Origin of the sequence: Couchioplanes caeruleus (assembly GCF_003751945.1) — a bacterium.
GTDB lineage: Bacteria > Actinomycetota > Actinomycetes > Mycobacteriales > Micromonosporaceae > Actinoplanes > Actinoplanes caeruleus.
In genome coordinates, this window is record NZ_RJKL01000001.1 from 8276342 (window position 1) to 8298376 (window position 22035).

Annotated in this window: 21 protein-coding genes and 1 pseudogene; 10 read left to right on the top strand and 12 right to left on the bottom strand. The window is 71.7% G+C overall.

Annotation, left to right across the window (positions count from 1 at the left end; all coding sequences use genetic code 11):
• Positions 1–27 precede the first annotated feature (27 nt).
• From EDD30_RS37340 to EDD30_RS37360, 5 genes and pseudogenes are all read right to left on the bottom strand, one after another.
• The gene (locus EDD30_RS37340; protein WP_084556619.1) at positions 28–954 is read right to left on the bottom strand and encodes a type II secretion system F family protein; all 927 of its coding nucleotides are present in this window, start codon (positions 952–954) and stop codon (positions 28–30) included.
• 2 nt (positions 955–956) lie between these two features.
• Positions 957–2023, bottom strand: a pseudogene (locus EDD30_RS37345) (TadA family conjugal transfer-associated ATPase); the annotation flags it as partial.
• Between the two features lie 102 nt (positions 2024–2125).
• A complete protein-coding gene (locus EDD30_RS37350) occupies positions 2126–2368 on the bottom strand; it encodes a glycosyltransferase family protein (protein ID WP_071807084.1) in 243 nt (80 codons plus the stop codon).
• 370 nt (positions 2369–2738) lie between these two features.
• Positions 2739–3755 carry a sugar phosphate isomerase/epimerase family protein gene (locus EDD30_RS37355; protein WP_071807083.1) on the bottom strand — a complete coding sequence of 339 codons (1017 nt, stop codon included), beginning with the start codon at positions 3753–3755 and terminating at the stop codon, positions 2739–2741.
• Positions 3756–3767: 12 nt separating this feature from the next.
• Entirely contained in the window at positions 3768–4937 is a 1170-nt protein-coding gene (locus EDD30_RS37360; protein WP_211277874.1) for a Gfo/Idh/MocA family protein, read from the bottom strand.
• A 100-nt stretch (positions 4938–5037) separates the two neighbouring features.
• On the opposite strand from EDD30_RS37360, the gene EDD30_RS37365 reads away from it, so the two are divergent.
• Complete coding sequence (locus EDD30_RS37365) at positions 5038–6036, top strand: LacI family DNA-binding transcriptional regulator (protein WP_071807082.1); 999 nt, start codon at positions 5038–5040, stop codon at positions 6034–6036.
• A 1-nt stretch (position 6037) separates the two neighbouring features.
• On the opposite strand, the gene paaK is transcribed toward EDD30_RS37365, so the two are convergent.
• Genes paaK through paaI form a run of 3 tightly spaced genes read right to left on the bottom strand, consistent with a single transcriptional unit; the run spans position 6038 to position 8400 of the window.
• On the bottom strand, positions 6038–7345 hold the full coding sequence (gene paaK, locus EDD30_RS37370; RefSeq protein WP_071807081.1) for a phenylacetate--CoA ligase PaaK: 1308 nt from the start codon (positions 7343–7345) through the stop codon (positions 6038–6040).
• Positions 7346–7366: 21 nt separating this feature from the next.
• The gene (locus tag EDD30_RS37375; protein WP_071807080.1) at positions 7367–7999 is read right to left on the bottom strand and encodes a TetR/AcrR family transcriptional regulator; all 633 of its coding nucleotides are present in this window, start codon (positions 7997–7999) and stop codon (positions 7367–7369) included.
• Positions 7996–8400: a hydroxyphenylacetyl-CoA thioesterase PaaI gene (paaI, locus tag EDD30_RS37380; protein ID WP_244945541.1), complete on the bottom strand. Its 405-nt coding sequence runs from the start codon at positions 8398–8400 to the stop codon at positions 7996–7998. The genes EDD30_RS37375 and paaI overlap by 4 nt, the downstream gene beginning before the upstream one ends.
• Before the next feature lie 84 nt (positions 8401–8484).
• On the opposite strand from paaI, the gene paaN reads away from it, so the two are divergent.
• From paaN to paaE, 9 genes are all read left to right on the top strand, one after another.
• Positions 8485–10173, top strand: coding sequence for a phenylacetic acid degradation protein PaaN (gene paaN / locus EDD30_RS37385; protein ID WP_071807079.1), 1689 nt, complete (start codon positions 8485–8487; stop codon positions 10171–10173).
• Entirely contained in the window at positions 10166–11344 is a 1179-nt protein-coding gene (locus EDD30_RS37390; protein ID WP_071807078.1) for a thiolase family protein, read from the top strand. The genes paaN and EDD30_RS37390 overlap by 8 nt, the downstream gene beginning before the upstream one ends.
• Positions 11344–12078: an enoyl-CoA hydratase/isomerase family protein gene (locus tag EDD30_RS37395; protein ID WP_071807077.1), complete on the top strand. Its 735-nt coding sequence runs from the start codon at positions 11344–11346 to the stop codon at positions 12076–12078. Before EDD30_RS37390 ends, EDD30_RS37395 begins: the two co-directional genes overlap by 1 nt.
• A 101-nt stretch (positions 12079–12179) precedes the next feature.
• Positions 12180–13046 carry a 3-hydroxyacyl-CoA dehydrogenase family protein gene (locus tag EDD30_RS37400; protein ID WP_071807076.1) on the top strand — a complete coding sequence of 289 codons (867 nt, stop codon included), beginning with the start codon at positions 12180–12182 and terminating at the stop codon, positions 13044–13046.
• Positions 13043–13969, top strand: coding sequence for a 1,2-phenylacetyl-CoA epoxidase subunit PaaA (gene paaA / locus EDD30_RS37405; protein ID WP_071807101.1), 927 nt, complete (start codon positions 13043–13045; stop codon positions 13967–13969). Before EDD30_RS37400 ends, paaA begins: the two co-directional genes overlap by 4 nt.
• On the top strand, positions 13966–14262 hold the full coding sequence (paaB, locus tag EDD30_RS37410; RefSeq protein WP_071807074.1) for a 1,2-phenylacetyl-CoA epoxidase subunit PaaB: 297 nt from the start codon (positions 13966–13968) through the stop codon (positions 14260–14262). Before paaA ends, paaB begins: the two co-directional genes overlap by 4 nt.
• A 10-nt stretch (positions 14263–14272) precedes the next feature.
• Positions 14273–15205: a 1,2-phenylacetyl-CoA epoxidase subunit PaaC gene (gene paaC, locus EDD30_RS37415; RefSeq protein ID WP_071807072.1), complete on the top strand. Its 933-nt coding sequence runs from the start codon at positions 14273–14275 to the stop codon at positions 15203–15205.
• Between the two features lie 17 nt (positions 15206–15222).
• Positions 15223–15714: a 1,2-phenylacetyl-CoA epoxidase subunit PaaD gene (gene paaD, locus EDD30_RS37420; RefSeq protein WP_071807100.1), complete on the top strand. Its 492-nt coding sequence runs from the start codon at positions 15223–15225 to the stop codon at positions 15712–15714.
• A 1-nt stretch (position 15715) separates the two neighbouring features.
• Entirely contained in the window at positions 15716–16774 is a 1059-nt protein-coding gene (gene paaE / locus EDD30_RS37425) for a 1,2-phenylacetyl-CoA epoxidase subunit PaaE (protein ID WP_071807070.1), read from the top strand.
• Between the two features lie 429 nt (positions 16775–17203).
• On the opposite strand, the gene EDD30_RS37430 is transcribed toward paaE, so the two are convergent.
• From EDD30_RS37430 to EDD30_RS37445, 4 genes are all read right to left on the bottom strand, one after another.
• Positions 17204–17806, bottom strand: coding sequence for a class I SAM-dependent methyltransferase (locus EDD30_RS37430; protein WP_071807068.1), 603 nt, complete (start codon positions 17804–17806; stop codon positions 17204–17206).
• A gap of 339 nt (positions 17807–18145) precedes the next feature.
• On the bottom strand, positions 18146–19708 hold the full coding sequence (locus EDD30_RS41295) for a hypothetical protein (RefSeq protein ID WP_244945542.1): 1563 nt from the start codon (positions 19706–19708) through the stop codon (positions 18146–18148).
• A 349-nt stretch (positions 19709–20057) separates the two neighbouring features.
• Positions 20058–21011 carry an Acg family FMN-binding oxidoreductase gene (locus EDD30_RS37440; protein WP_071807067.1) on the bottom strand — a complete coding sequence of 318 codons (954 nt, stop codon included), beginning with the start codon at positions 21009–21011 and terminating at the stop codon, positions 20058–20060.
• 2 nt (positions 21012–21013) lie between these two features.
• The gene (locus EDD30_RS37445) at positions 21014–21991 is read right to left on the bottom strand and encodes an Acg family FMN-binding oxidoreductase (protein ID WP_071807066.1); all 978 of its coding nucleotides are present in this window, start codon (positions 21989–21991) and stop codon (positions 21014–21016) included.
• Positions 21992–22035: the final 44 nt, after the last annotated feature.

Below are 22035 nucleotides of genomic sequence, written 5' to 3' on the forward strand. Positions count from 1 at the left end.
TCGCACCGGTGAGCAGCACGGAGGTGGTCATCGGGACACCGCCGCGACGCTGTCGGCTGGTGCCGTGACGGCGCCTGCACGCAGGTTGACCGCGGGCGCGGTCAGGGAACCTGCCCGCACGGAGGCGTCAGGCTCGGCGAGGATGCGTGGCGGTTGTGGCATCTTGGACGCCTTCGCCAGCCACCAGAAACCAAACCCGAACAGGCCGCCGACCAACAGCAGCACCATCTGCCCGGTCACCGTGGCATACCGGGCGAGGAAGCCCTGGTGGAACACGACCAGCACGGCGATCATCACCAGGGCGGTGCCGGCGATGACCCGGGCCGCGGTGCGGGTCGAGGCGCGTTTGGTGGCCACCCGCAGCCGGATCTGGGCCTGCTCGCGGGCTGTGGCGGCCAGGCTGGTGAGGCACTCGGCGAGCTGCCCGCCGTGGTAGCCGGCCGCCTGCGCCAGGGCGCGGACGACGAGGTCGGCGGTGGGGTCGTTGAGGTCGGCGGCGAACGCGCGCAGCGCGTCCTGCAGGCGCACGCCGCCGCGGACCGCGCCGGCGAGGGCCTGGACCTGGTGGCGGATCGGTGCGGGGGCGACCTTGGCGGTGGCGGCGATGGACTGCTCCAGCCCGGCGGCCGAGGACAGGGTGTCGCGCAGCAGCTCCGTCCACGTCGCGACCGCTTCGATGCGGGCCACCGAGATCGCGTGCTCTCGGTCGGGTCCGAGGACCTTGGCCAGGGTCCACACGGCGGCGGTGGTCAGCACCGCGGCGACCGGCCACCGGGTGGCGGCGGCGACACCGAACCCGGCGGCGGCGCCGAGCAGCAGCCGGTTGCGGTCGGCCGCCGATATCGGGGTGCGGCGGGCCGGGGCTGGGCCGGGTGCGCGGCGGCGCAGACCGTCGGCGATCAGGGTGATCCCGGCTGCGCAGCCGACGCCGAGCAGCAGCGGTAGGGCGTTCATTCTCACCACCGGTCCCGGGCGAGGTAGTCCGGGTCGAGGCCGGCCTCGACGAGTTCGTCGAAGGTGTCGGCGCGCATCGGGGCTCCGGGGATGACGCGACGGTCAGGGCCGGGGCGGTAGATCTCGTTGGAGGCGATCTGGTTGCCGTCGGACTCCAGCACCTGCCGGATCGAGGAGATGACCCGGGTGCCGTCGATGGCGTCGCGGATGAAGATGACGAAGTCGACGGCCTCGCCGATGAGGATGTTCGCCGCCTCGTAGGAAACCTTCTCCGGCGCCTGCAGCACGTACATCGCCAACCTCGACATGGCCTGCTTCGAGCTGGAGGCGTGGATAGTGCACATGGAACCGTCGTTGCCCTGGCTCATCGCCATCAGCATCGGCACGGCCTCGGCGCCGCGGGACTCCCCGACGATGACCCGGTCCGGGCGCATCCGCAGCCCGTAGCGCAGCATCGCGGACATGTCGATCCCGCCCACGCCCTCCAGGTTCGGCTCCCGCGTTTGCAGAGCGACGCAGTTCGGGTGCGCGGCGGTGTCCTCATCCAGTCCGAGCTCGTAGGCGTCCTCCACCGTGACGATGCGCTCGAGCGGGGAGATCTCTCCGGCCAAAGCGCGCACCAGGGTGGTCTTGCCGGCACCGACGCCGCCGCAGACGACCTCGTTCTTGCGCCCGCGGACCATCGCGGTGAGCAGCTCGCGCATGCCCGCGGTGAGTTCGCCCTTGGCCTGTAGGTCGGCCAGGCTGACCCGGTGCAGGCTGTTACGGCGGATCGACAGGCTCGGCCGCTTGGACACGTCGCGCAATGCGAACAGCCGCCGCCCGCCCGCGAGTTGCAGCGACAGCGAAAAGGTGAGCCTCGGTCGAAGCGGCGTTCCTCCGCGCCGGAGCGGGCCGCGGCGACGCGGATCATCTCGACGAGTTCCTCATCGGAGCCGGCGACCGGCTCAACCTGGATCATTTCGCCGCGGGTGGTGCGCGCCCACACCTGGTCGTAGCCGTTGACGAACACGTCCTCGTAGTCCGGGTTGTCGATCAACCGCTGCAACCCGCCGAGGCCGGTGAAGGTCGACAACGAACCGTGGGCCCTCTTCGTCCACGTCGAGGTCCCGCCCGCCGACCCAGTGGCACAGCAGCCAGGTCACCGGGTCCGTGCCATGGAAGTCCGCCTTCAATGTCGGTTGCGCAGGCTCGCCCAGGACGAGCTGATGGGTGGCAAACCACACGTGCGGACGCACCAGTCGAGATTGAAGCCGATCACGTACTCGAGGTGCTGCCAGCGGCCGAGCAGACCACCGCGGTTCGCCACCTTGGTGTCGCCCGAGACCGCGCCCACGCGGCGGCCGCGCAGCGGCTGCACGAGGCGGCCGACCGCGTCGGGTTCGAAGACGGTGTCTAAGCGCGAGCCACACACGACGGCGAGCAGTAACGCTGACGCGTACTGGCATCTCGGGCGAGAGCAACGCCGCAGCTCACGCGTCGTCTCCGGGGTTGTACAGCGGCCACAGTCTCAGGATCGTTCTGCCGACCACATTCGTCTACGGCTGGCGTTCGTACTGCCGTCACCGTGACGCCACCACGAACGACCCCGACCAGCAACATCACTCGACATACCTACTGAGCTGGGAAAACAGGATCAAAGACAGTTTCTGAGCGGGGCTGACAATGCTCCTTCCGTCGTGCCCGACTGGATTGCCTCCCACGCGACCGGGGCTCGGATGACCCCGCCCGGACTCCAGCGCTGACAGCGGCGAATCTGCGCAGCCGACGGCCGTGAGCCTGGGTCAACGGTCGCCGCCGAGCCCTGCCTTCGCGGCCGCCCGCAGCAGGTTGTCGGCGGCCAGGCGGAGGCCCTCGATGTGGTCGAACGCTTGGTCCTCGTGCTCGATGTTGACCGCCATCTCGGGGTCCACCGCGTGCAGTGCCCGCAGGAACGGCACCCAGAATTCCTCGACGCCGTGACCGCGGCCCACCGCCACGAATTCCCAGGACGGGTTGGTCGGCCACTGGTTGAGGGTGTTTCTGCCGCCGAGGGTGAGCGGGTTCTGCTCGGCAGGCGTACGGGTGAAGCGGTCGTCGAGCACCCCGTAGAGCTTGACGTTGCCCGGGTTGATGCGCGTGTCCTTGGCGGCCGCGTGAAAGACCAGGTCGCCCAGGTGTTCGACGCAGGCGACCGGATCCATGCCCTGCCAGAACAGGTGGCTGGGGTCCATCTCCGCGCCGATGTGGGTGGCTCGGGTCTGTTCCACGAGGCGTTGCAGGGTGGGTGGGTTGAAGACGAGATTCTGCGGGTGCATCTCGATGCACACCTTGACGTCGGCGGCCGCCGCCCGGGCGTTGACGTCCTTCCAGAACGGGACGGCGACGTCGTTCCACTGGTAGTCGAGGATGTCGAGGAACTGGCTGTCCCACGGGTTGACCACCCAGTTGGCCGCCGTGCCGCCGGGGTGGCCCTGAGGAAGCCCGGACATGGTCACGACGCGTCGGACGCCGAGCGCGGCGCCGAGGTCGATCGCGCGATGCAGATCGGCCGCGTGCTTCGGGCCGGCCTCGCGGTGGGGGTTGAGCGGGTTGCCGTTGACGTTGAGTCCGGTGAGGGTGATGCCGGCCTGGGCGAACCGGCCGAGGTAGTCCTCGCGGGCTCCGGCGCTGCCGAGCAGTTCGTCGACGGGCAGGTGCGGGGCGGGGATGAAGCCGCCGGCGTTGATCTCGGCGCCGGTCAGGCCCAGCTCACCGAGGATCTTGAGAGTTTCGTCGAGGGGGCGGTCGTGGAGGCAGGCGGTGTACGCGCCGAACTTCATGAGGTGGACCTCTCAAAGAAACGTGGTCAGACCAGGACCGGCTTGTCGGCGGCGGCGACCGCCTCCAGCACGCGCAGGTTGTGCAGGCCGTGGGCCATGTCGGGACATGGTGCGAGCTTCTCCTCGCCGGCGATCTGACCGAGGAACGCTCGGACCTGGTAGACGAAGAAGTCGTTCTGCCCGTGCCCCACCGTGGGGAAGTCCATGGGCAGACCGCGGGAGACATACGGATGCCACGGCCCGATGAACACCTGCCGTGCACCGTTGACGGGCTCCGTCGACGATGGAGAACTCGGCGGGGCGGGTCATGTCGAAGGATGCTGTGCCGTTCTCGCAGAAGAGGTCGAGCCGCAGGGTGTTGGCGTGCCCGTAGGCGACCCGGGACAGCGAGAACGTGCCGATCGTCCCGCCGTCGTAGGCGGCGGTGAACGTACAGATGTCTTCGTTGCCGACCGGGACCCGCTCGTCGCTGAGCGGGACCCCGCCCGCGTGACCCACCGCGACGCCGAGGGGTTTCGGTCGTGAGGTGATGAGCGTGGTCATCGAGGTTCCCTGCACGCCGGTGGTAGGGCCGCAGAGGAACTCCGCCAGGTCCACCAGGTGGCTGCCGATGTCGGCGAGCACGCCGGAGCCGGGACCGCCCTGGTAACGCCAGCTCATCGGGCGCTGCGGGTCGAATCCGTAGTCGGTCCAGTAGTTGCCGACGAGGTGTCGCACCCGGCCGAGGCGGCCGCTGACGACCTCCTCGCGGATGGCGCTGAGGGCGGGGGAGCGGCGGAAGGTGAACCCCACGGCACCGATCCGGTCGGACGTCGCGGCGGCGTCCACCATGGCCTGCGCGTCCGCGACGCTCGGTGCCAGCGGTTTCTCGCACAGGACGTGCTTGCCCGCGGCGAAGGCGGCCTCGACGATCTCGCGGTGCAGGTGGTTGGCGACGGCCACGCTGACCGCCTGGACGTCGGGCGCCTCGACGGCGGCGCGCCAGTCGGTCTCGGCGCGCTCGAATCCGTAGCGGCGGGCCGCGTCGGCGGCGAACGGCTCGTGGACGTCGGCGACGGCGACCAGGCGAACGGGTGGCAGGTCGAGGTCGAAGACGGTGGAGGCGTTGCGGTAGGCGTTGGCGTGCGCGCGGCCGACCATGCCGGCCCCGATCACGGCCACGCCGATGGACGGGTCATTCATGCGAGGACCTCCGGGGGAGAGGTTGCCCGGAGCGCTTTAAAGCGCTTTAATCGCCAGCACTATCCAAGTCGATCTCGTGGTGTGTCAAGGGGGTGTCGAAGTGGATCAAAGGCCTCGGCTCGACGACGTCGCGGCGCGCGTCGGCGTCTCCACGGCATCGGTCTCCCTGGTGCTGCGCGGTGCGCCGGGACCGAGCGCGGAGACCCGCCGCCGGGTGCTCGAGGCGGCCGCGGAGCTGGGCTATCGCGCGGACCGCACGGCGAGCATGCTGGCCCGGCGCCGGCGGCACCTGCTCGGCGTGATGCTCGACATCCGCAACCCCTTCCACGCGGAGTTGGTGGAGGAGATCCAGGCGGAGGCGGATCTGGTGGGCTATGAGATCGTGCTCTCCACCCTGACCCGCCACCGCGACGAGAAGCGAGCGGTGGAGACGCTGCTCGACTTCCGGTGCGAGGCGGTCCTGTTGCTCGGCCCGGACTTCGCCGACCAGCGGCTCGGTGCGCTCGCGGCACAGGTGCCGGTGGTCGCGATCGGACGGCGGGTGGCCGACGCCCCGGTCGACGTCGTCCGCTCGGCCGATCACCTCGGCGTTTCGGCGGCGCTGACCCACCTGATCGGACTCGGCCATCGGCGCATCGCGTTCCTCGACGGCGGTCGCGGCGCGGTCGCGACCGCACGTCGCCGCGGTTACCGCGACGCCATGCGCCGCGCAGGCCTGCGCGACGAGATCAGGATCATTCCTGGCGACCATACGGAGGAGGGCGGCGTCCGCGCCGGTCGGCTGCTCGCCGCCGACGGCGATCCGCCGACCGCGGTCGTCGCCAGCAACGACCGCTGCGCCGTCGGGCTCATGGACGCGTTGATCCGCGCCGGCCGGGAGGTTCCCCGCGAGATGTCGATCGTCGGGTACGACGACAGCAGCCTCGCCCGCCTGGCCCACATCGACCTGACGACGGTCAACCAGGATGCCCCGGCCCAGGCGAAGTTCGCGGTGAGTGCCGCCGTGCAGCGGCTCGACGAAGGCAGGAGAGAACGTGTCGAGATGGTTCTTCACCCGCAGCTCGTGGTCCGGGGCAGCACCGCGCCACCCCCGCCGTGAGTCAGTGAGCCGGGCGCTGGTCCACGATGCGTCGCATCTTGCCCGCGGAGCGCTCGACGCCGCCCGGTTCGATCACCTCGATCGCCACGCTGATCCCGATCGTGTTCTTCACCAGTGCCGCCAGCTCCTGGCCCGCCTGCGCCGCCGTCTGCGCATCCGTGTCCGGGCGACGCTCCACCCGGACGGTCATCGCGTCGAGGCGGTCGGTGCGGCTCAGGACACATTGGAAGTGCGGGGCGAGTGCGGGCGTGCGCAAGATCAGCTCTTCGATCTGGGTCGGGAAGAGGTTGACGCCGCGCAGGATGATCATGTCGTCGCTGCGGCCGGTGATCTTCTCGATGCGCCGCATCGGGCGGGCCGTGCCGGGCAGCAGCCGGGTCAGGTCGCGGGTGCGGTAGCGGATGACCGGCATGGCCTGCTTGGTCAGCGACGTGAAGACCAGCTCGCCCACCTCACCGTCGGGCAGCACGTCGCCGGTCCGCGGGTCGATGATCTCGGGATGGAAATGGTCCTCCCAGACGTGCAGGCCGTCCTTGGTCTCCACGCATTCCATCGCCACGCCGGGGCCCATCACCTCCGAGAGTCCGTAGATGTCGACCGCGTGGATGTCGAGCTGCCGTTCGATCTCCGTCCGCAGCCCCTGGGTCCAGGGCTCGGCGCCGAAGATGCCGACCGTCAGCGACGTGCTCCGCGGGTCCACTCCCTGGCGGCGCATCTCGTCCACGAGGGCGAGCATGTAGCTCGGCGTCGCCATGATGACGTCCGGCTCGAGATCTCTGATCAGCATGACCTGGCGCTCCGTCATGCCTCCGGAGACCGGGATGACCGTGCAGCCGAGCTCCTCCGCGCCATAGTGTGCGCCGAGTCCGCCCGTGAACAGGCCGTACCCGTAGGCGACGTGCACGCGATCGCCCGGCCGTCCGCCCGCCGCCCTGATGGAGCGCGCCATCAGGCCTGCCCAGGTCGTGATGTCCTCCCTTGTGTAGCCGACGACCGTCGGCCGGCCGGTCGTCCCCGAGGACGCGTGCAGCCGCGAGATGCGCTCCCGCGGCACGGCGAACATCCCGTACGGATAGGTGGTTCGCAGGACTTCCTTGTCAGTGAGCGGAAACCTGGCCAGGTCGCTCGGCTGGCGCAGGTCTCCGGGATGCACCTGGCGCTCTTGGCACATCGTGCGGTAGGGCGGCACGTTCTCGTAGGCGTGCCGCACCGACCATTGCAGGCGCTCCCATTGGAGCGCGCGCACTTCGTCGACGGAGGCGCGTTCGATCGGTTCGAGGTCCTCGGGGCGAGGGGAACGATCCCGCATCGTGTCTCTCCTAACGGAGCATCACTGCCTCGTGCGCAGCCCGTCGAAGGCGAGCGCGGTGACGGTGGCGGCCAGCTCGTCCGCGCCGCCGCGCTCGGGGCTGTACCACTCGATGAGCGAGTTGACCATGCCGAAGACCAGGCGGGACGCGGTCGCGGGATCGACGTCCGCGCGGACCGTCCCTTCCGCCTGCGCCTGCTTGACGAGCGCGGTGACCTGGTGGTCGAAGAGCCTGCGGCGGCGCAGGGCCTCCGTCTCGACGTCGGAGTTGCCGCGCACGCGCAGGAGCAGGGTGACGTAGGGCAGGCGCTGAGCCAGCACGTGCACGCTGAGCCGGATGAGCGACTCGAGGCGCGCCAGCGCGGTCGCCTCGTGCATCCGCAGCACCTGCGCCATGGCGTCGTCGAGCCCGTCCAGGGCATGGTCGATCGCCAGCCGCAGCAGCTCCTGCTTGCCGCGTACGTGGTGATAGATGCTTGATTTGGTGATTTTGAGCCTTTTGGCGAGGTCGTCCATGCTCGTCGCGTCGTAGCCGCGCTCATTGAAGAGCTGGACGGCCGCCCTCAGCACCGTCTCGAGGTCGTGGCCGGGACGTCCCCGCCGGGCGCGGATCTCCTGGTCGATCAGCAGGCCGAAGGTCTCCTCCGGGTTCATTGCGGCCGTCCGGGGCTGATCACGCGGCTGCGGCCGCGGAACTCCGCGACCACGTCGCCGTCGCGCGTCACGGTCACGTCGTAGATGCCGCTGCGCCCGCTGGTGGCCCGCTCCTGCGCCCGCGCCTCCAACACGTCACCCTCGGCCGTCGGCCGCAAGAACGCCACGTCGGCCCCCGCGGAGACGGTCACCGGGCCTAGGCTGTTACACGCGCAGGCGAAGGCGGTGTCGGCCAGCAGGAAGACAAACCCGCCGTGGGTCATGCCGTGGCCGTTCACCATCGCGGCGGTGACCTTCATCCGTACTACCGCAGTGCCGTCGCCTGCGGAAACGAGCTCGATCCCGAGTGCCTGGGAAGCCTTGTCGCGCCCGAACATGTCGTGCGCCGCCGTCTGTGCCATCCGTCCCCCGATCACGGCTGAGGGCTTGATTACCGACCGAACGGACGGTAGATAATAGGTACACCCAACCGCAAAGGAGCGCCGGTGACAACCCCCGCCGAGTTCTACGAGACGCACCGTGAGCTGCTCGACAAGGCGATCGAGGCCGCCGGCGCTCGCGACTATTGGTCGGCCTATCCCGAGTCGCCGAGCAAGTCGATCTACGGCGAGACCGCGGCCGCCGATGGTGAGCAGGCGTTCAAGGCCCTGCTCGGCAAGGACTTCCCGGTCGAGGTGCCCGGCGCGACCACGCACGTCGCGACGGAGCGCTCGCCGTACGGGATCGAGCTGGGCATCCGTTACCCCAAGGGCGAGCCGGGCGAGCTGATCGCCGCGGCCCGCGCCGCGCTCCCCGGCTGGCGGGCCGTCGGCCCGCACGGGCGCGCGGGCATCGCGGCCGAGATCCTCCGGCGGATCAACGCGCGCATCTTCGAGATGGCGCATGCCGTGCAGCACACCTCCGGACAGGCGTTCGTCATGGCGTTCCAGGCCGGCGGCGCCCACGCGCAGGACCGTGCCCTGGAGGCCATCGCGGTCGCGCTGGCCGAGTCGACCCGGATCCCCGGCACCACCACGTGGTCCAAGCCGCAGCGCGGCGGCGATCCGCTGCGCCTGGAGAAGACCAGCACCGTCGTGGGGCGCGGCGTCTCGCTGATGATCGGGTGCAACACGTTCCCCACCTGGAACGGCTACCCGGGGCTGTTCGCGAGCCTCGTCACCGGCAACCCGGTGATCGTCAAGCCGCACCCGGGCGCGGTGCTGCCGCTGGCCATCACGGTGCAGATCGCCCGTGAGGTGCTCGCCGAGGCCGGTCAGGACCCCAACGTGGTCACGCTCGCCGTCGAGGAGCCCGGCGAGAGCATCGCCGCCACCCTGGCGACCCACCGCGATGTGCGCATCGTCGACTTCACCGGTTCCAGCGAGTTCGGCAACTGGCTCGAGGCCAACGCCCGTCAGGCGGTCGTCTACACCGAGAAAGCGGGCCTCAACACGGTCATCGTCGACTCCACCGACGACTACAAGGCCATGCTGCGCAACCTGGCCTTCTCGCTCTCGCTCTACAGCGGCCAGATGTGCACCACCCCGCAGAACCTGCTCGTGCCCGCCGGTGGCATCGAGACGGACGCCGGGCACCGCAGCCCCGACGAGTTCGCCGCCGATCTCGGCGCCGCGGTCGGCAAGCTGCTCGGCGACCCGAAGCGTGCCGCCGGCACGCTCGGCGCGATCGTCAACGACGGCGTGCTCGCCCGCCTCGCCGAGGCCGGCTCGCTGCCCAGCGTCGTGCACGCCTCCACCGAGGTCGCCGACGAGCAGTTCCCGGGTGCGACCATCCGCACGCCCCTGATCGCCCGCCTGGACGCCGCCGACGAGAAGGCGTACACCCGGGAGTGGTTCGGGCCGATCTCCTTCGTGATCACCACCGAGTCGACCGAGCACAGCCTCCGCCTGTTCACGGAGACGGTGCGTGACCACGGTGCCCTCACGGCCTCTGTCTACTCGACGTCCGACGAGGTGCTCGCGGCGGCCCGCGAGGCCGCGCTCGACGCCGGCGTGCACCTCTCGCAGAACCTCCTCGGCGGCGTCTTCGTCAACCAGACCGCCGCGTTCAGCGACCTGCACGGCACCGCCGCCAATCCGGCCGCCACGGCGTCGCTGAGCGACTCCGCCTTCGTGACCGGGCGCTTCTTCACCCTCCAGTCGCGTCACCACCTCAGCGAGCAGAGCCATGCCTGAGGCGTTCCTCGTCGGCGGCGCCCGCACGCCTCAGGGCAAGTACGGCGGCGCGCTCTCCGGCGTGCGTCCCGACGACCTCGCCGCCCTGGTCGTCGGGGAGGCCGTGCGCCGTGCCGGCGCGCCGGCCGAGGCGATCGACGAGGTCATTCTCGGCGCGGCCAACCAGGCCGGCGAGGACAACCGCAACGTCGCGCGGATGGCCGTGCTGCTCGCGGGTCTGCCCGAGAGCGTGCCGGGCTACACCGTCAACCGGCTGTGCGCCAGCGGGCTGACCGCGATCGTTTCCGCGTCCCGCGCGATCCGCAGCGGCGAGGCCGACCTCGTGGTCGCGGGTGGCGTCGAGTCCATGACCCGCTCGCCGTGGGTGATGGCCAAGCCCGGCACCCCGTGGGCCCGGCCGGGCGCGATCTTCGACACTTCACTCGGCTGGCGCTTCACCAACCCGGCGTTCAGCGCGCAGCAGACGCTGTCCATGGGAGAGACCGCCGAGGAGGTCGCCGCCCTCGACGGCATCACCCGCGCGGACAGCGACGCCTTTGCGCTGCGCAGCCACGAGCGAGCCCTGGCCGCGGTCGACGCGGGCCGCTTCGACGCCGAGATCGTCCCCGTCCCGGTCAAGGACGGTGAGGTCACCAAGGACGAGGGCCCGCGCCGCGGCACGACCCTGGAGCGCCTCGGCGCGCTCAAGCCGGTGTTCCGCAAGGACGGTCTGGTCACCGCGGGGACCTCGTCGCCGCTGTCGGACGGCGCCGCCGCGATCGTGGTGGCCAGCGGCGAGGCCGTCGCGCGGTACGGTCTGACGCCGCGCGCCCGCATCGTCGTCTCGGCCAGCGCGGGCGTGGCGCCGCACATCATGGGCATCGGTCCCGTGCCGGCCACGGAGAAGGCGCTGGCCCGGGCCGGCTGGAGCGTCGGCGACCTCGACGCCGTCGAGCTCAACGAGGCCTTCGCCGCCCAGTCGCTGGCGGTCATCCGCCGGCTCAAGCTGGACGATGAGCGGGTCAACGCCGACGGCGGCGCGATCGCGCTCGGCCACCCGCTCGGCTGCTCGGGCGCTCGCCTCGCCGTCACGCTGCTCGGCCGCATGGAGCGGGAGGACGCCCGGCGCGGCCTCGCGACCCTCTGCGTCGGGGTCGGGCAGGGCGTGTCGATGCTGGTGGAGCGGGTCTGATGGCGGAAACCCTGCGGATCGAGGAGCTCGACGACAGGGTCGTCGTCACGCTGCACCGCCCCGAGGCGCGTAACGCGATCAACGCCGCCATGGTCCGCGAGCTGCACGACGTGTGCTCCCTGCTCGAGGAGCGGCCGCGGCTGCTGCTGCTCACCGGCTCCGGCGGCACCTTCGCCGCCGGAGCCGACATCGGCGAGCTGCGGGAGCGTGGTCGGGAGCAGGCGCTGCAGGGCATCAACAGCCGCCTCTTCGACCGCATCGCGCGGCTGCCGCTGCCCACGGTCGCTGCGGTCGACGGGTACGCGCTCGGCGGCGGCGCCGAGCTCGCGTACGCGTGTGACCTGCGCATCGCCTCGTCCGGCGCGGTGTTCGGCAACCCGGAGCCGGGGCTGGGCATCCTCGCCGCGGCGGGCGCCTGCTGGCGGCTGCGCGAGCTGGTCGGCGCCTCCGTGGCCAAGCAGGTGCTGCTCGCCGGCCGGCGTCTCGACGCCGACGACGCGTATCGGCTCGGGCTGGTCGCCGAGGTGGTGCCGGCAGGTGAGCTGCTCAAGCGGGCGCACTCTCTGCTCGACCGGATGGCGCGCTCGGGGCCGCTCGCACTGCGGCTCACCAAGCTCGTCGCCGACGCTCCGGGCGGGCACCCCGTCACCGACGACCTGGCGCAGGCGATCCTCTTCGAGTCCGAGGACAAGCGCTCGCGCATGGACGCCTTCCTGGCGGGAGAGCGGCGATGACCGGCTCGGGAGCGGCGATGACCGGCCCGGGAGCGGCGACGGCCCGCGAGGGAGCGGCGACGGCCCGGGAGGGAGCGACTACGACCGATGAGGGAGCGGCGATGAGCGTGCCGAAGCGGGTCGGCATCATCGGCGGTGGCCGCATGGGCGCGGGTATCGCGCAGGTCTTCGCCGCCGCCGGGTCCGTCGTGACCGTCGTGGAGCGCGATGAGGCCGCGGCGACCGCCGCCCGCGAGCGGGTCGCCACCGGGCTGCGCCGGGCGGCCGAGCGCGGCAAGCTCGGCGAAGAGCCTTCGGCCGTCCTGGAGCGGGTCGAGCTGGCCGGCGCGCTGCCCGCCGATGCCGAGCTGGTGGTCGAAGCCGTGCCCGAGGACGCGCGGCTGAAGGCCGGCGTGCTCACGGCCGCCGAGTCTCTCGTCGGTGAGCGGGCCGTTCTCGCCACCAACACGAGTTCGTTGTCGATCGCCGGCCTCGCCGAGGGCCTGCGGCGGCCCGCACGGTTCGTCGGCATGCACTTCTTCAACCCCGTGCCGGCCAGCGACCTCGTCGAGATCGTCGTCGGCCCGCAGACCAGCGACGCGGTCCGGGACGCCGCGTCGTCCTGGGCGACGGCGCTGGGCAAGACCGCGATCGTCGTCCGCGACTCGCCCGGCTTCGCCACCAGCCGCCTCGGTGTGCTGCTCGGGCTGGAGGCGATTCGCATGCTCGAGGAGGGCGTCGCCGACGCGGCGGCGATCGACCGGGCGATGGAGCTCGGCTACCGGCATCCCATGGGACCGCTGCGCTCCACCGACCTCGTCGGGCTCGACGTGCGCCTGGCCATCGCCGAGCACCTACACCGCGAGCTGGGCGACCGATTCGCGCCGCCCCGGCTGCTGCGCGAGAAGGTGGCCCGCGGGGAACTGGGTCGCAAGAGCGGGCAGGGCTTCTACGAGTGGGCATCCGGACCGTCTGGGGAGGGCCGATGAACGGCGAGCAGGTCTTTGCCGACACCATCGCGAAGGATCAGCGGGTCGAGCCGCGCGACTGGATGCCGGACGGCTACCGCAAGACGATGATCCGTCAGATTGCCCAGCATGCGCACTCCGAGATCATCGGCATGCAGCCCGAGGGTGAGTGGATCACGCGTGCGCCGTCGCTGCGCCGCAAGGCGATCCTGCTGGCCAAGGTGCAGGACGAGGCCGGGCACGGGCTCTACCTGTATTCCGCGGCCGAGACGCTGGGCGCGGACCGCGGTGATCTGACCCGGCGGCTCATCGAGGGCCGGCAGAAGTACTCGTCCATCTTCAACTATCCGACGCTGTCGTTCGCCGACGTCGGCGTCATCGGGTGGCTCGTGGACGGCGCCGCCATCTGCAACCAGGTGCCGTTGTGCCGCAGCTCGTACGGGCCGTACGGGCGCGCCATGATCCGCATCTGCAAGGAGGAGTCGTTCCACCAGCGGCAGGGTTACGAGCTGCTGATGACGATGATGGGCGGCACCCCGCAGCAGCGCGAGATGGTGCAGGACGCGGTGAACCGGTGGTGGTGGCCGTCGCTGATGATGTTCGGCCCGCCCGACGACCAGTCGCCGAACTCGGCGCAGTCCATGGCCTGGAAGATCAAGCGGCACAGCAACGACGAGCTGCGGCAGCGCTTCGTCGACATGAGCGTCCCGCAGGCGGAGGCCCTGGGTGTCACGCTGCCCGACCCGGAGCTCACGTGGAACGCCGAGCGCGGCCACTACGACTTCGGCACGCCGGACTGGGACGAGCTGAAGCGGGTGATCTCCGGCGACGGGCCCTGCAACTCCCTGCGGATCGAGAATCGCCGCCGGGCCGACGAGGACGGCGCGTGGGTGCGCGAGGCAGCCGCGGCGCACGCGGCGAAGAAGGCGGGAGTGGCGGCATGAGCGACGACGTCAAGCACGAGTGGCCGCTGTTCGAGGTGTTCGTCCGGGCCAAGCGCGGGCTCAACCACGTCCACGTCGGCTCGCTGCGCGCCGCCGACCACCAGATGGCCCTGCACCACGCACGGGATCTCTATACCCGGCGCAACGAGGGCGTGAGCATCTGGGTCGTGCGTTCCGACGATGTGGCCGCCTCCGGCCCCGGCGACAAGGACGCGTTCTTCGCGCCGAGCGGCGACAAGATGTACCGCCACCCGACCTATTACGCGATCCCCGACTCCGTACCGCACATCTAAGGCGATCACCATGTCCTTCGACGCCGCCTACGAGGCGCTGACCGACCACGACGACGATGCGCGGTGGGCGTACGGCACCGGATTCACCGATCCGCTGGCCGGGGTCGACACCGCCGTGCCGGCGGGTGTGGACCGGGCCGAGCTGGCGGCGTACTGCCTCATGCTCGGCGACGATGCGCTGATCATGTCGCACCGGCTGCAGCAGTGGGTGACCCGGGCGCCCGAGCTCGAGGACGAGCTCGCGATCGCCAACATCGGCCTCGACCTGCTCGGTCAGGCGCGCCTTCTGCTCTCCCGTGCCGCCGAGGTCGAGGACGCGGGCCGTGACGAGGACGCCCTCGCCTACCTGCGCGACGAGGCGGACTTCCGTAATGTGCGGCTGGCCGAGCGCGCGGACGCGGACTTCGCGCATCTCGTCGCCCGGCTCCTCGCCTTCGCGACCTGGCGCCTCGCGCTGCTCGACCGGCTGACCGCCTCGGCGGACCCGGTTCTCGCCGCGATCGCCGCCAAGGGCGTCAAGGAAGTCACGTACCACCGCGACTACGCGGCCCAGTGGGTGGTCCGCCTGGGCGACGGCACCGCCCTGTCCCACGACCGCATGCAGGCAGCGATGGACGCCGTGACGCCGCTGGCGGAGGAGCTCTTCGCGTCCCACGAGATCGAACTGAGTCTGGCCGCATCGGGCGTCGCGGTGGACCCGTCGGCGCTGCGCCCGGAGTTCGACTCCGTGTGGGCACAGGTCCTCGACGCCGCTACGTTGCGAGCCGGGACGGCTGGGGCCGGCGGCGATGGCGATGGCGATGGCGATGACGCAAACTTGCCGGCGCCTTCCGCCGGTGTCTCCGGTCCCGGTGGGCGCCATGGCGTGCACACTCCGGCCATGGCCGAGATCCTTGCCGAGTTGCAGGGGCTGGCGCGGACGGTTCCCGGAGGTGTCTGGTGATCGGCGCGGGTGCCTGCGTGCGGAGCGCCGCCGAGGTCGCCGCGGGGGTCGCCGATCCCGAGCTTCCCCTGCTCACGCTCGCAGACCTGGGAATTCTGCGTGATGTCCGGGAGAGCGCGGACGGGGTGGTCGTCACGATCACGCCCACCTATTCCGGGTGCCCGGCGATGCAGACCATCCGCGACGACCTCACCGAGGCGCTGCGGGAGGCCGGGTTCCCGCGGGTCGAGGTCCGTACCGTGCTGACCCCGGCGTGGACCACCGACTGGATCACCGAGGCCGGCCGCGCCAAACTCACCGCCGCCGGCATCTCGCCGCCCGGGCCGGCGCCGCGCCGGGCCGCCGGGCCGGTGCCGCTGACGCTCGGGACGACCCGGCGGGCGATCCCGTGCCCCCGGTGCGGCACCCCGGAGACCGAGGAGATCGCCGCCTTCAGCGCGACCGCGTGCCGGTCGATGCGGCGGTGCCCGGCCTGCCGTGAGCCGTTCGAGCATATGAAGGAGATCTGACGTGGTGGTCCGCGAGTTTCATCCGTTGCGGGTCGCTGCCGTCGAACGGCTCTGCGACGATGCCGTCGCCGTCACCTTCGAGGTGCCCGACGACCTGGCCGAGCGGTACGCGTTCCAGCCCGGACAGTCGGTGACCGTGCGGCACGGCAGCAACGGATCCGACGAACGCCGCACCTATTCGATCTGCGCGCCCGCCGGAGCCCGGCCGCGGATCGGCGTGCGGGAGGTGCCCGGCGGGTTGGTGTCCTCGTGGCTGGTCCGGGACGTGCGTGTCGGGGACGAGGTCGAGGTGGCACCGCCCAGCGGCACCTTCACGCCCGACCTCGAAGCCGGTGGGCGGCACGTCCTCATCGCGGCCGGCTCCGGCATCACACCCCTGCTGTCCATCGCCGCGTCCCTGCTCCAGCGGCCGGGAGCTCAGATCAGCATCCTGTACGGCAACCGCCGGGCGGACTCGGTCATGTTCGCCGAGGAGCTCGCCGACCTCAAGGACCAGTATCCGTCGCGGCTGGAGCTGGTGCACCTGCTCTCCCGGGAGGCCCGCGAGGTCGAGCTGCTCACCGGGCGGCTCGACGCGGAGAAGCTCCGGACCCTGCTGCCGCTCCTGATCGACGTACCGGCCGTGGACCACTGGTGGCTGTGCGGTCCGTTCGGCATGGTCACCGACGCGACCGAGGTGCTCGGCCAGGCCGGTGTGGCACCGGAGCGGATCCACCGCGAGCTGTTCTGGGTGGACGAGGCGCCGCCCGAGCCGCTTCGCGCCGAGCGCGAACCGTCCGGCCCGAGCAGCGAGGTCACCGTCGTGCTCGACGGCAGGTCGACGACCGCCAGCATTCCCGAGGGCCAGACCATCCTCGAAGGAGCCCAGCGTTCCCGCCCGGACCTGCCCTTCGCATGCAAGGGCGGTGTGTGCGGCACCTGCCGGGCCCGCGTGGTGGAGGGTGACGTGGAGATGCGGCGCAACTTCGCCCTCGAACAGAACGAGGTCGACGCAGGCTTCATCCTGACCTGCCAGTCGGTGCCGCTCTCAGCCAAGGTCATCGTCGACTTCGACGACTGACAGGACGGCCGCCGCCACCCGGCGTGGGACCCGGTCGGCCCGGCTGCGTGAGCGGCGGCGGTGTTCGGCCGCCGCCACCCGGCGTGGGACCCCGTCGGCCCGGCCGCGTGAGCGGCGGCGGTGTTCGGCCGCCGCCACCCGGCGTGGGACCCCGTCGGCCCGGCCGCGTGAACAGTGCTCAGTCGTCGCCCGGGCCGCGGGGTGGGCGGGCGCCAACTGAGCCGCCCTTGTCGATGGCGCGCCGGGCTCTTCGCGACACCAGATGTCATGGACTCGGCCACGTCGACCCAGTGGTGCGGGAGCCCGAGCCGGACGCACTGCTGCCGAGCGCCGCTTGTGGCCGAGGATCCCGCAAGCACCCTGGCTTCTGCCCGCCACGACGGCGGGGCGACGTCGTGGCGAGGTAGGCGTGGTGAGTCGGTGGCGGTCTCAGTTGGGTCGGCGACCGAGGACGAAGATCTGGCTTTCCGCCGGGCCGTTCGGCGGGGTGAACTCGACCGTCTCGATGCTCACGATCTCGAGGCCTGCCTCCGTCACGCGTGCGGCGAGGGCGTCCTGCGGATAACCGGATACGGTGACGGGCACGCCCATGAACTCGACGGGCAGGCTGTCGGCGTCGAGGTTGACCATGCTCAGGCCGAGGTAGCCACCCGGCTCCAACCAGCCTGCGATCCGGCCCAGGGTCTTCTCGATGTCGGCACGGCTGAGCATCAGCAGGGAGAAGAACGCGGTCACGGCGCCGAAGGTGCCGAAGTTGTCGGGCAGTTCTCTGATGTCGGCGCGGACGAACTCGGCCGCCGGCACCTGGTCGCGGGCCAGCCGCAGCATTCCCTCGGCGATGTCGACCCCGACGACCCGGTGCCCGGACTCGGTGAAGATCTTGGCGGTGGGCACGCCCGTGCCGCAGCCCAGGTCGAGGATCGTGGCGGTCGCGGGGACCAGGGACTCGATCTTCGCGATGAGCGCGCTCTGGTGCGGGTTGTGGCTGTGCTCGCCCTGGTAGAGCTCGGCGAGCTGGTCGAAGGCCTCCATGGGGCGCAACCTACCCTCTGCGCCGACGGAGATCTATCACCTCGATGTCCTCATCGGACGCGCCGTGCGGCGGCCGCCGGCGGCAGCGGAACGGCCCGGCGGGCACAAAGGACGCCCCCCCCCGAATCGGCGGACGGCCAGGGTCGTCCGCTGCGCCAGGCGGAGGACCGGCCCGGACCGTCCTCCTGTCAGGCGACGGCAGGCGGACCGGCCCGTCTTCCCCACGGCGACGGCAGGTGGACCGGCCCGGACCGTCTTCCCCATGGCGGCCGGGAGCGGAACGGTCCGGGTCGTCGTTCGACGACCCGGACCGTCTCGTCCGTGCTCTTGTTCCGATGCTCAGTCCCGGTGCGTCTCCGCCCGGCGGCGCCGGGTGGCGCTCAGCGCCAGCAGTCCGCCCAGAATCAGCACCGCACCGCCGAGGCCGACCGTCATCACGTTCGCCCCGGTGAGGGCGAGCCGGTCGTCGTCGGACGCCTGGATGTCGGTGACCTCGCTGTCCTGCGCCGCCTCCGGCTCGTCCGGAGCTCCGGTGTCCTCGTCGCCGGAGGCCTCGGCGGCCTTCGTCGACTTGCTCGGCTTCGGGCTGGCGTTGCGGCCCGCGACGGTCTGCGCCGGTGGCTTCTGCGCTCCCGCCTCTTCCTGCTCCTGCGACGCCGCCGGCTTGGTGGCCGTCTTGGCGGGCTTCGGCGCGGTGGCGGGCTTCTCCTCTTCCTGGCCGTCATCGGCGCCGGCGCCGGTCTTCGGCGGGATGGTCACGGTCGGTGCCTTCGGCGGGGTGGTGCCGGCGTCGGTCTTCGGCGTGGTGGGCGTGGTCGGGGTGCCGGGACCGGCCGCGCCGTCACCGTCGCCGCCGCCGTTCTGCCCGTCACCCTGGCCGGCGCCGTCGCCCTGGTCGCCGCCGTCGCCCTGGTCGCCACCGTTGTCGGCCGGAGGAGTGGTCGGCTGGTCCTGGTCGCCGTCGCCGTTGTCGCCGCCGTCCTGGCCGCCGTCGCCGTTGTCGCCGCCGTCCTGGCCGTCGCCGTCCTGGCCGTCGCCGTCCTGGCCGTCGCCATTGTCACCGTCGTTGTCGTTGCCTGCGCCGCCCTGGACGGTGAGGCGGACGGCGTCGATCGCCGGGGTCTGGTTGGCGCGCTGCATCATCGGTACGCGGTGCGAGCCGTCACCGGCCCACGACGCGCACTGCGCGATGCCCTCCTGCGGCATGCCCGGCACCTGGATCGTCACCGTGTCCGGCTGCGCGCCGCCCTGCTTGTCCTCGGTGGCCACGAAGAACGCCGGCACCGGCGACGGGTCGACGGCCTCGGACGTGCTCTGCAGCATCCGGCAGGCGGTGTGGAAGTGGCCGCGGACCAGGCCCTCCGCGGTGAGTACCGAGCTTTCCACGTAGTAACCGCCCTGCCCGGCCGCCAGGAAGCGGTCGCGGACCAGGTTGCGGGTGCTCACCTTGAGGGTGAACGGCTGGCCGACCTGCACCCGCTCCGGGAACTCGGTGATGAGCAGCGTCGGGTTCTTCGCCGCCTCGCCTACCTCACCGAACTCGGTCGACACGCAGCGGTCGCCCTTCTGGAAGCCGTCGTGCGGCTGCAGCCGGCTGTCCGCGCAGGTGTCGGTGGTGATCTCGAGGTTGTTGACCGTCTTCTTGACGGTGTTGCCTTCCTTGCACTCGGCGGCCGGCACCGGCGCCTTGGCCTGCTCACCCTTGGCGAGCTGGCCGTCGCCCTTGTGCTGGACGTCGCCGTCCTTGTCCGTGTAGGTGCCGACCCTCGGGTCGGTCGCCGCCTTCGTGCCCGCCGGCGCCGGCCCTCCGGCGGCGGGTGCGCACGCCGCGAGTTCGGTCTCTCCCGCGTTCGAGATCTGGGTGATGCCGATGACACCACCGAACGCGACGAGAACCGCCACGGCGGCGATGACACGACGGTCGGGGCCCCGGCGGGTAGCGGCCCGACGGTAAGACGACCTTCGCATGGGTGATACCTCTTCTGTAGTCTCGCGCTCATCGTCAGCGACCATGTGCAGATCGACCGACGCCGTTTCCGGCCCCCTTCTGAGCTGGCTCCCAGACGGTAAGAGTCCGAGGTCGGGAAAGCCATTCACCGCCATATTCTTCAGGCATTCTTATGGCCGAATTAAAGAAGAAATATGTGAGGCACCCCGATCCGGGGGGCATCCTCCGAACGGATGATGCCGGAGGGTTCAACGCCCGCCCGGATTTCTTTCAGAAAGTGCGAGACAGCGAGAGAGGAGTGGATCAGGAGTCCGGCTGGAGCACCTCGTCCACCGGCCGGCGCGGCGCCGGGTGCCCGGCCTGGCCGTACCCGATCCGCAGCGCGATCTGCGGCATCCCGGAGCGTCCCAGGGACCGCCGCAGCTGCTCGCGCGCGGGCGGCACCTCGATCGGCTGGGAGATCAGCGAGGTCGCCAGGCCGGCGTCGGTGGCGGTCAGCAGTACTCGTTGCAGCGCCTGGCCCGCGGCGACCTGATCCACCGGGCGGTCCGCGCCCGCGCCGAGCACCGCCAGCAGCGGCTCCGGCTCGAAGTCGCGGCCCGCCGCCCGGCGGCGCTCGGAATACGCCCGCTGCGGCAGCAGGTCCTGGGGTTCGACGGCGGGCGCGCCCGCGGCCACGGGTACGCCGTCGGGCGCCGCGTCCGCGTGTGCCCAGCCGAAGAACTCCGCCTGGTACGCCGGGTCCCGGCGCAGCACCCGGTCGGCGCCGCGCGCGATCTCGCCGAAGGCGTTCAGCGCCGTCGCGCCCACGAGCAGGTCGAGCCACGCCGCCTCGGCGCGCGCCGCCTCGATCAGCCGTACCCGGATCTCCGACGGCACGGGGTCGGGCCAGAACGGCCGGCGGTTGCTGAACCGGCGGGGGATCGCGGCCGCGAGATCCGTCTCGGCGTAGGTGGCCGGGCGCGGCCGTCCCGGCGTGAGCCGGGCGATGAGGTCGCCGTGCGGGCGCAGCAGTACGTCGGCGGGGCGCCCGGCGGCGGCCAGCGCGAGCCGGGCGTTGCAGGTCGCCGCGCCGCAGGCGATCCGGACCGCCCAGCCGCCGGCGTCGGCGACGCGCAACTGCCGGGAACGGTCGGCGAGCACCTCGATCGCGCCCTCGCGCAGCCGGAAGCGCCACGGCTGCGAGTTGTGCAGCGAGGGCGCGCGGACCGCCGCCTCGGCGGCGAGACGCAGGTCGGCGTCGGCGTACCCGGCCATGATCAGGGCTCGATCTCGATGACGCCGGCCGGGTCGCGGCGGGGGGCGGCGGGCAGCGGGTCGGTCGACTCGGGATAGCCCAGGCGTACGGTCACGTAGGGCTCGCCCACATCGGAGAGCAGTCCGCGCAGCAGGTGGCGGGGCCATTCGACCTCGACCACGTCGCTCAGCGGATCGGTGGCCAGGCCGTCCGCGGTCGCGGCCAGCAGCAGCGCCGACAGCGCCTCACCGCCGCGCAGCAGATCGCCGGGCTGGTCCGAGAGGCCGAAGAGGATCACGTACGCGGCGCCGGCGTCGTATCCGGCGCCGGCCTCGAGACCGGCCTCGCCGTCCGGCACGAAGTCGCGGACCGGCACGCGGCGCAGCGCGGGCCGTACCGCGGTGGCGGGTGGCACACCGTCCCCGGCGTCCGCCGGCCGGTTCGTCCAGCGGGCGAGTTCCCGCAGGTATTCCGGATCGAGTCGTTCGGCCTCGCCGGCCAGGTCGGCGGAGATCGCCAGCATCGGCATCTGGTCGCGGCGCACCACGTGCAGGTACGCCTCCTCGGCCTCGACCGCCCGGCGCAGGGCGGTGAGCTGGCCGTCGGTCACGGGCTGGTCGCCGTACGCCCGGCGGTCGGTGCGCCGCCGCGGCACGGCCGCCACCAGCCGCGCCGCCGTGGCATCCGCGGGCTTGCCGCCGGTGAAGGTGATCCGGGCCAGCAGATCCGGCTCGTCCGGCTCGGGTAGCCGTTCGACCGCCGCCTGGTGCCCGGCCGCGCCGAGGTCGATGCGGGCATGGTGCAGCGCCGCACCGCAACTGAGCAGGAGCAGGCGGCCGTCCGGGTCGGTGACCGGCAGGGCCCGGGACCGGTCGGCGTGCAGGGTCATCGTGTCGCCGCTGATGCGCCAGCGCCACGGCTGGGTGTTGAAGACCGACGGGGCGTGCAGCGCCGTGCGGGCCGCGGCCGCCAGCGCCTCGGACGGAGAGGTGATAGTCACCCCACCACCGTCGCGGGCGGCGGCCGCACCGGTCAGGGCCGAAG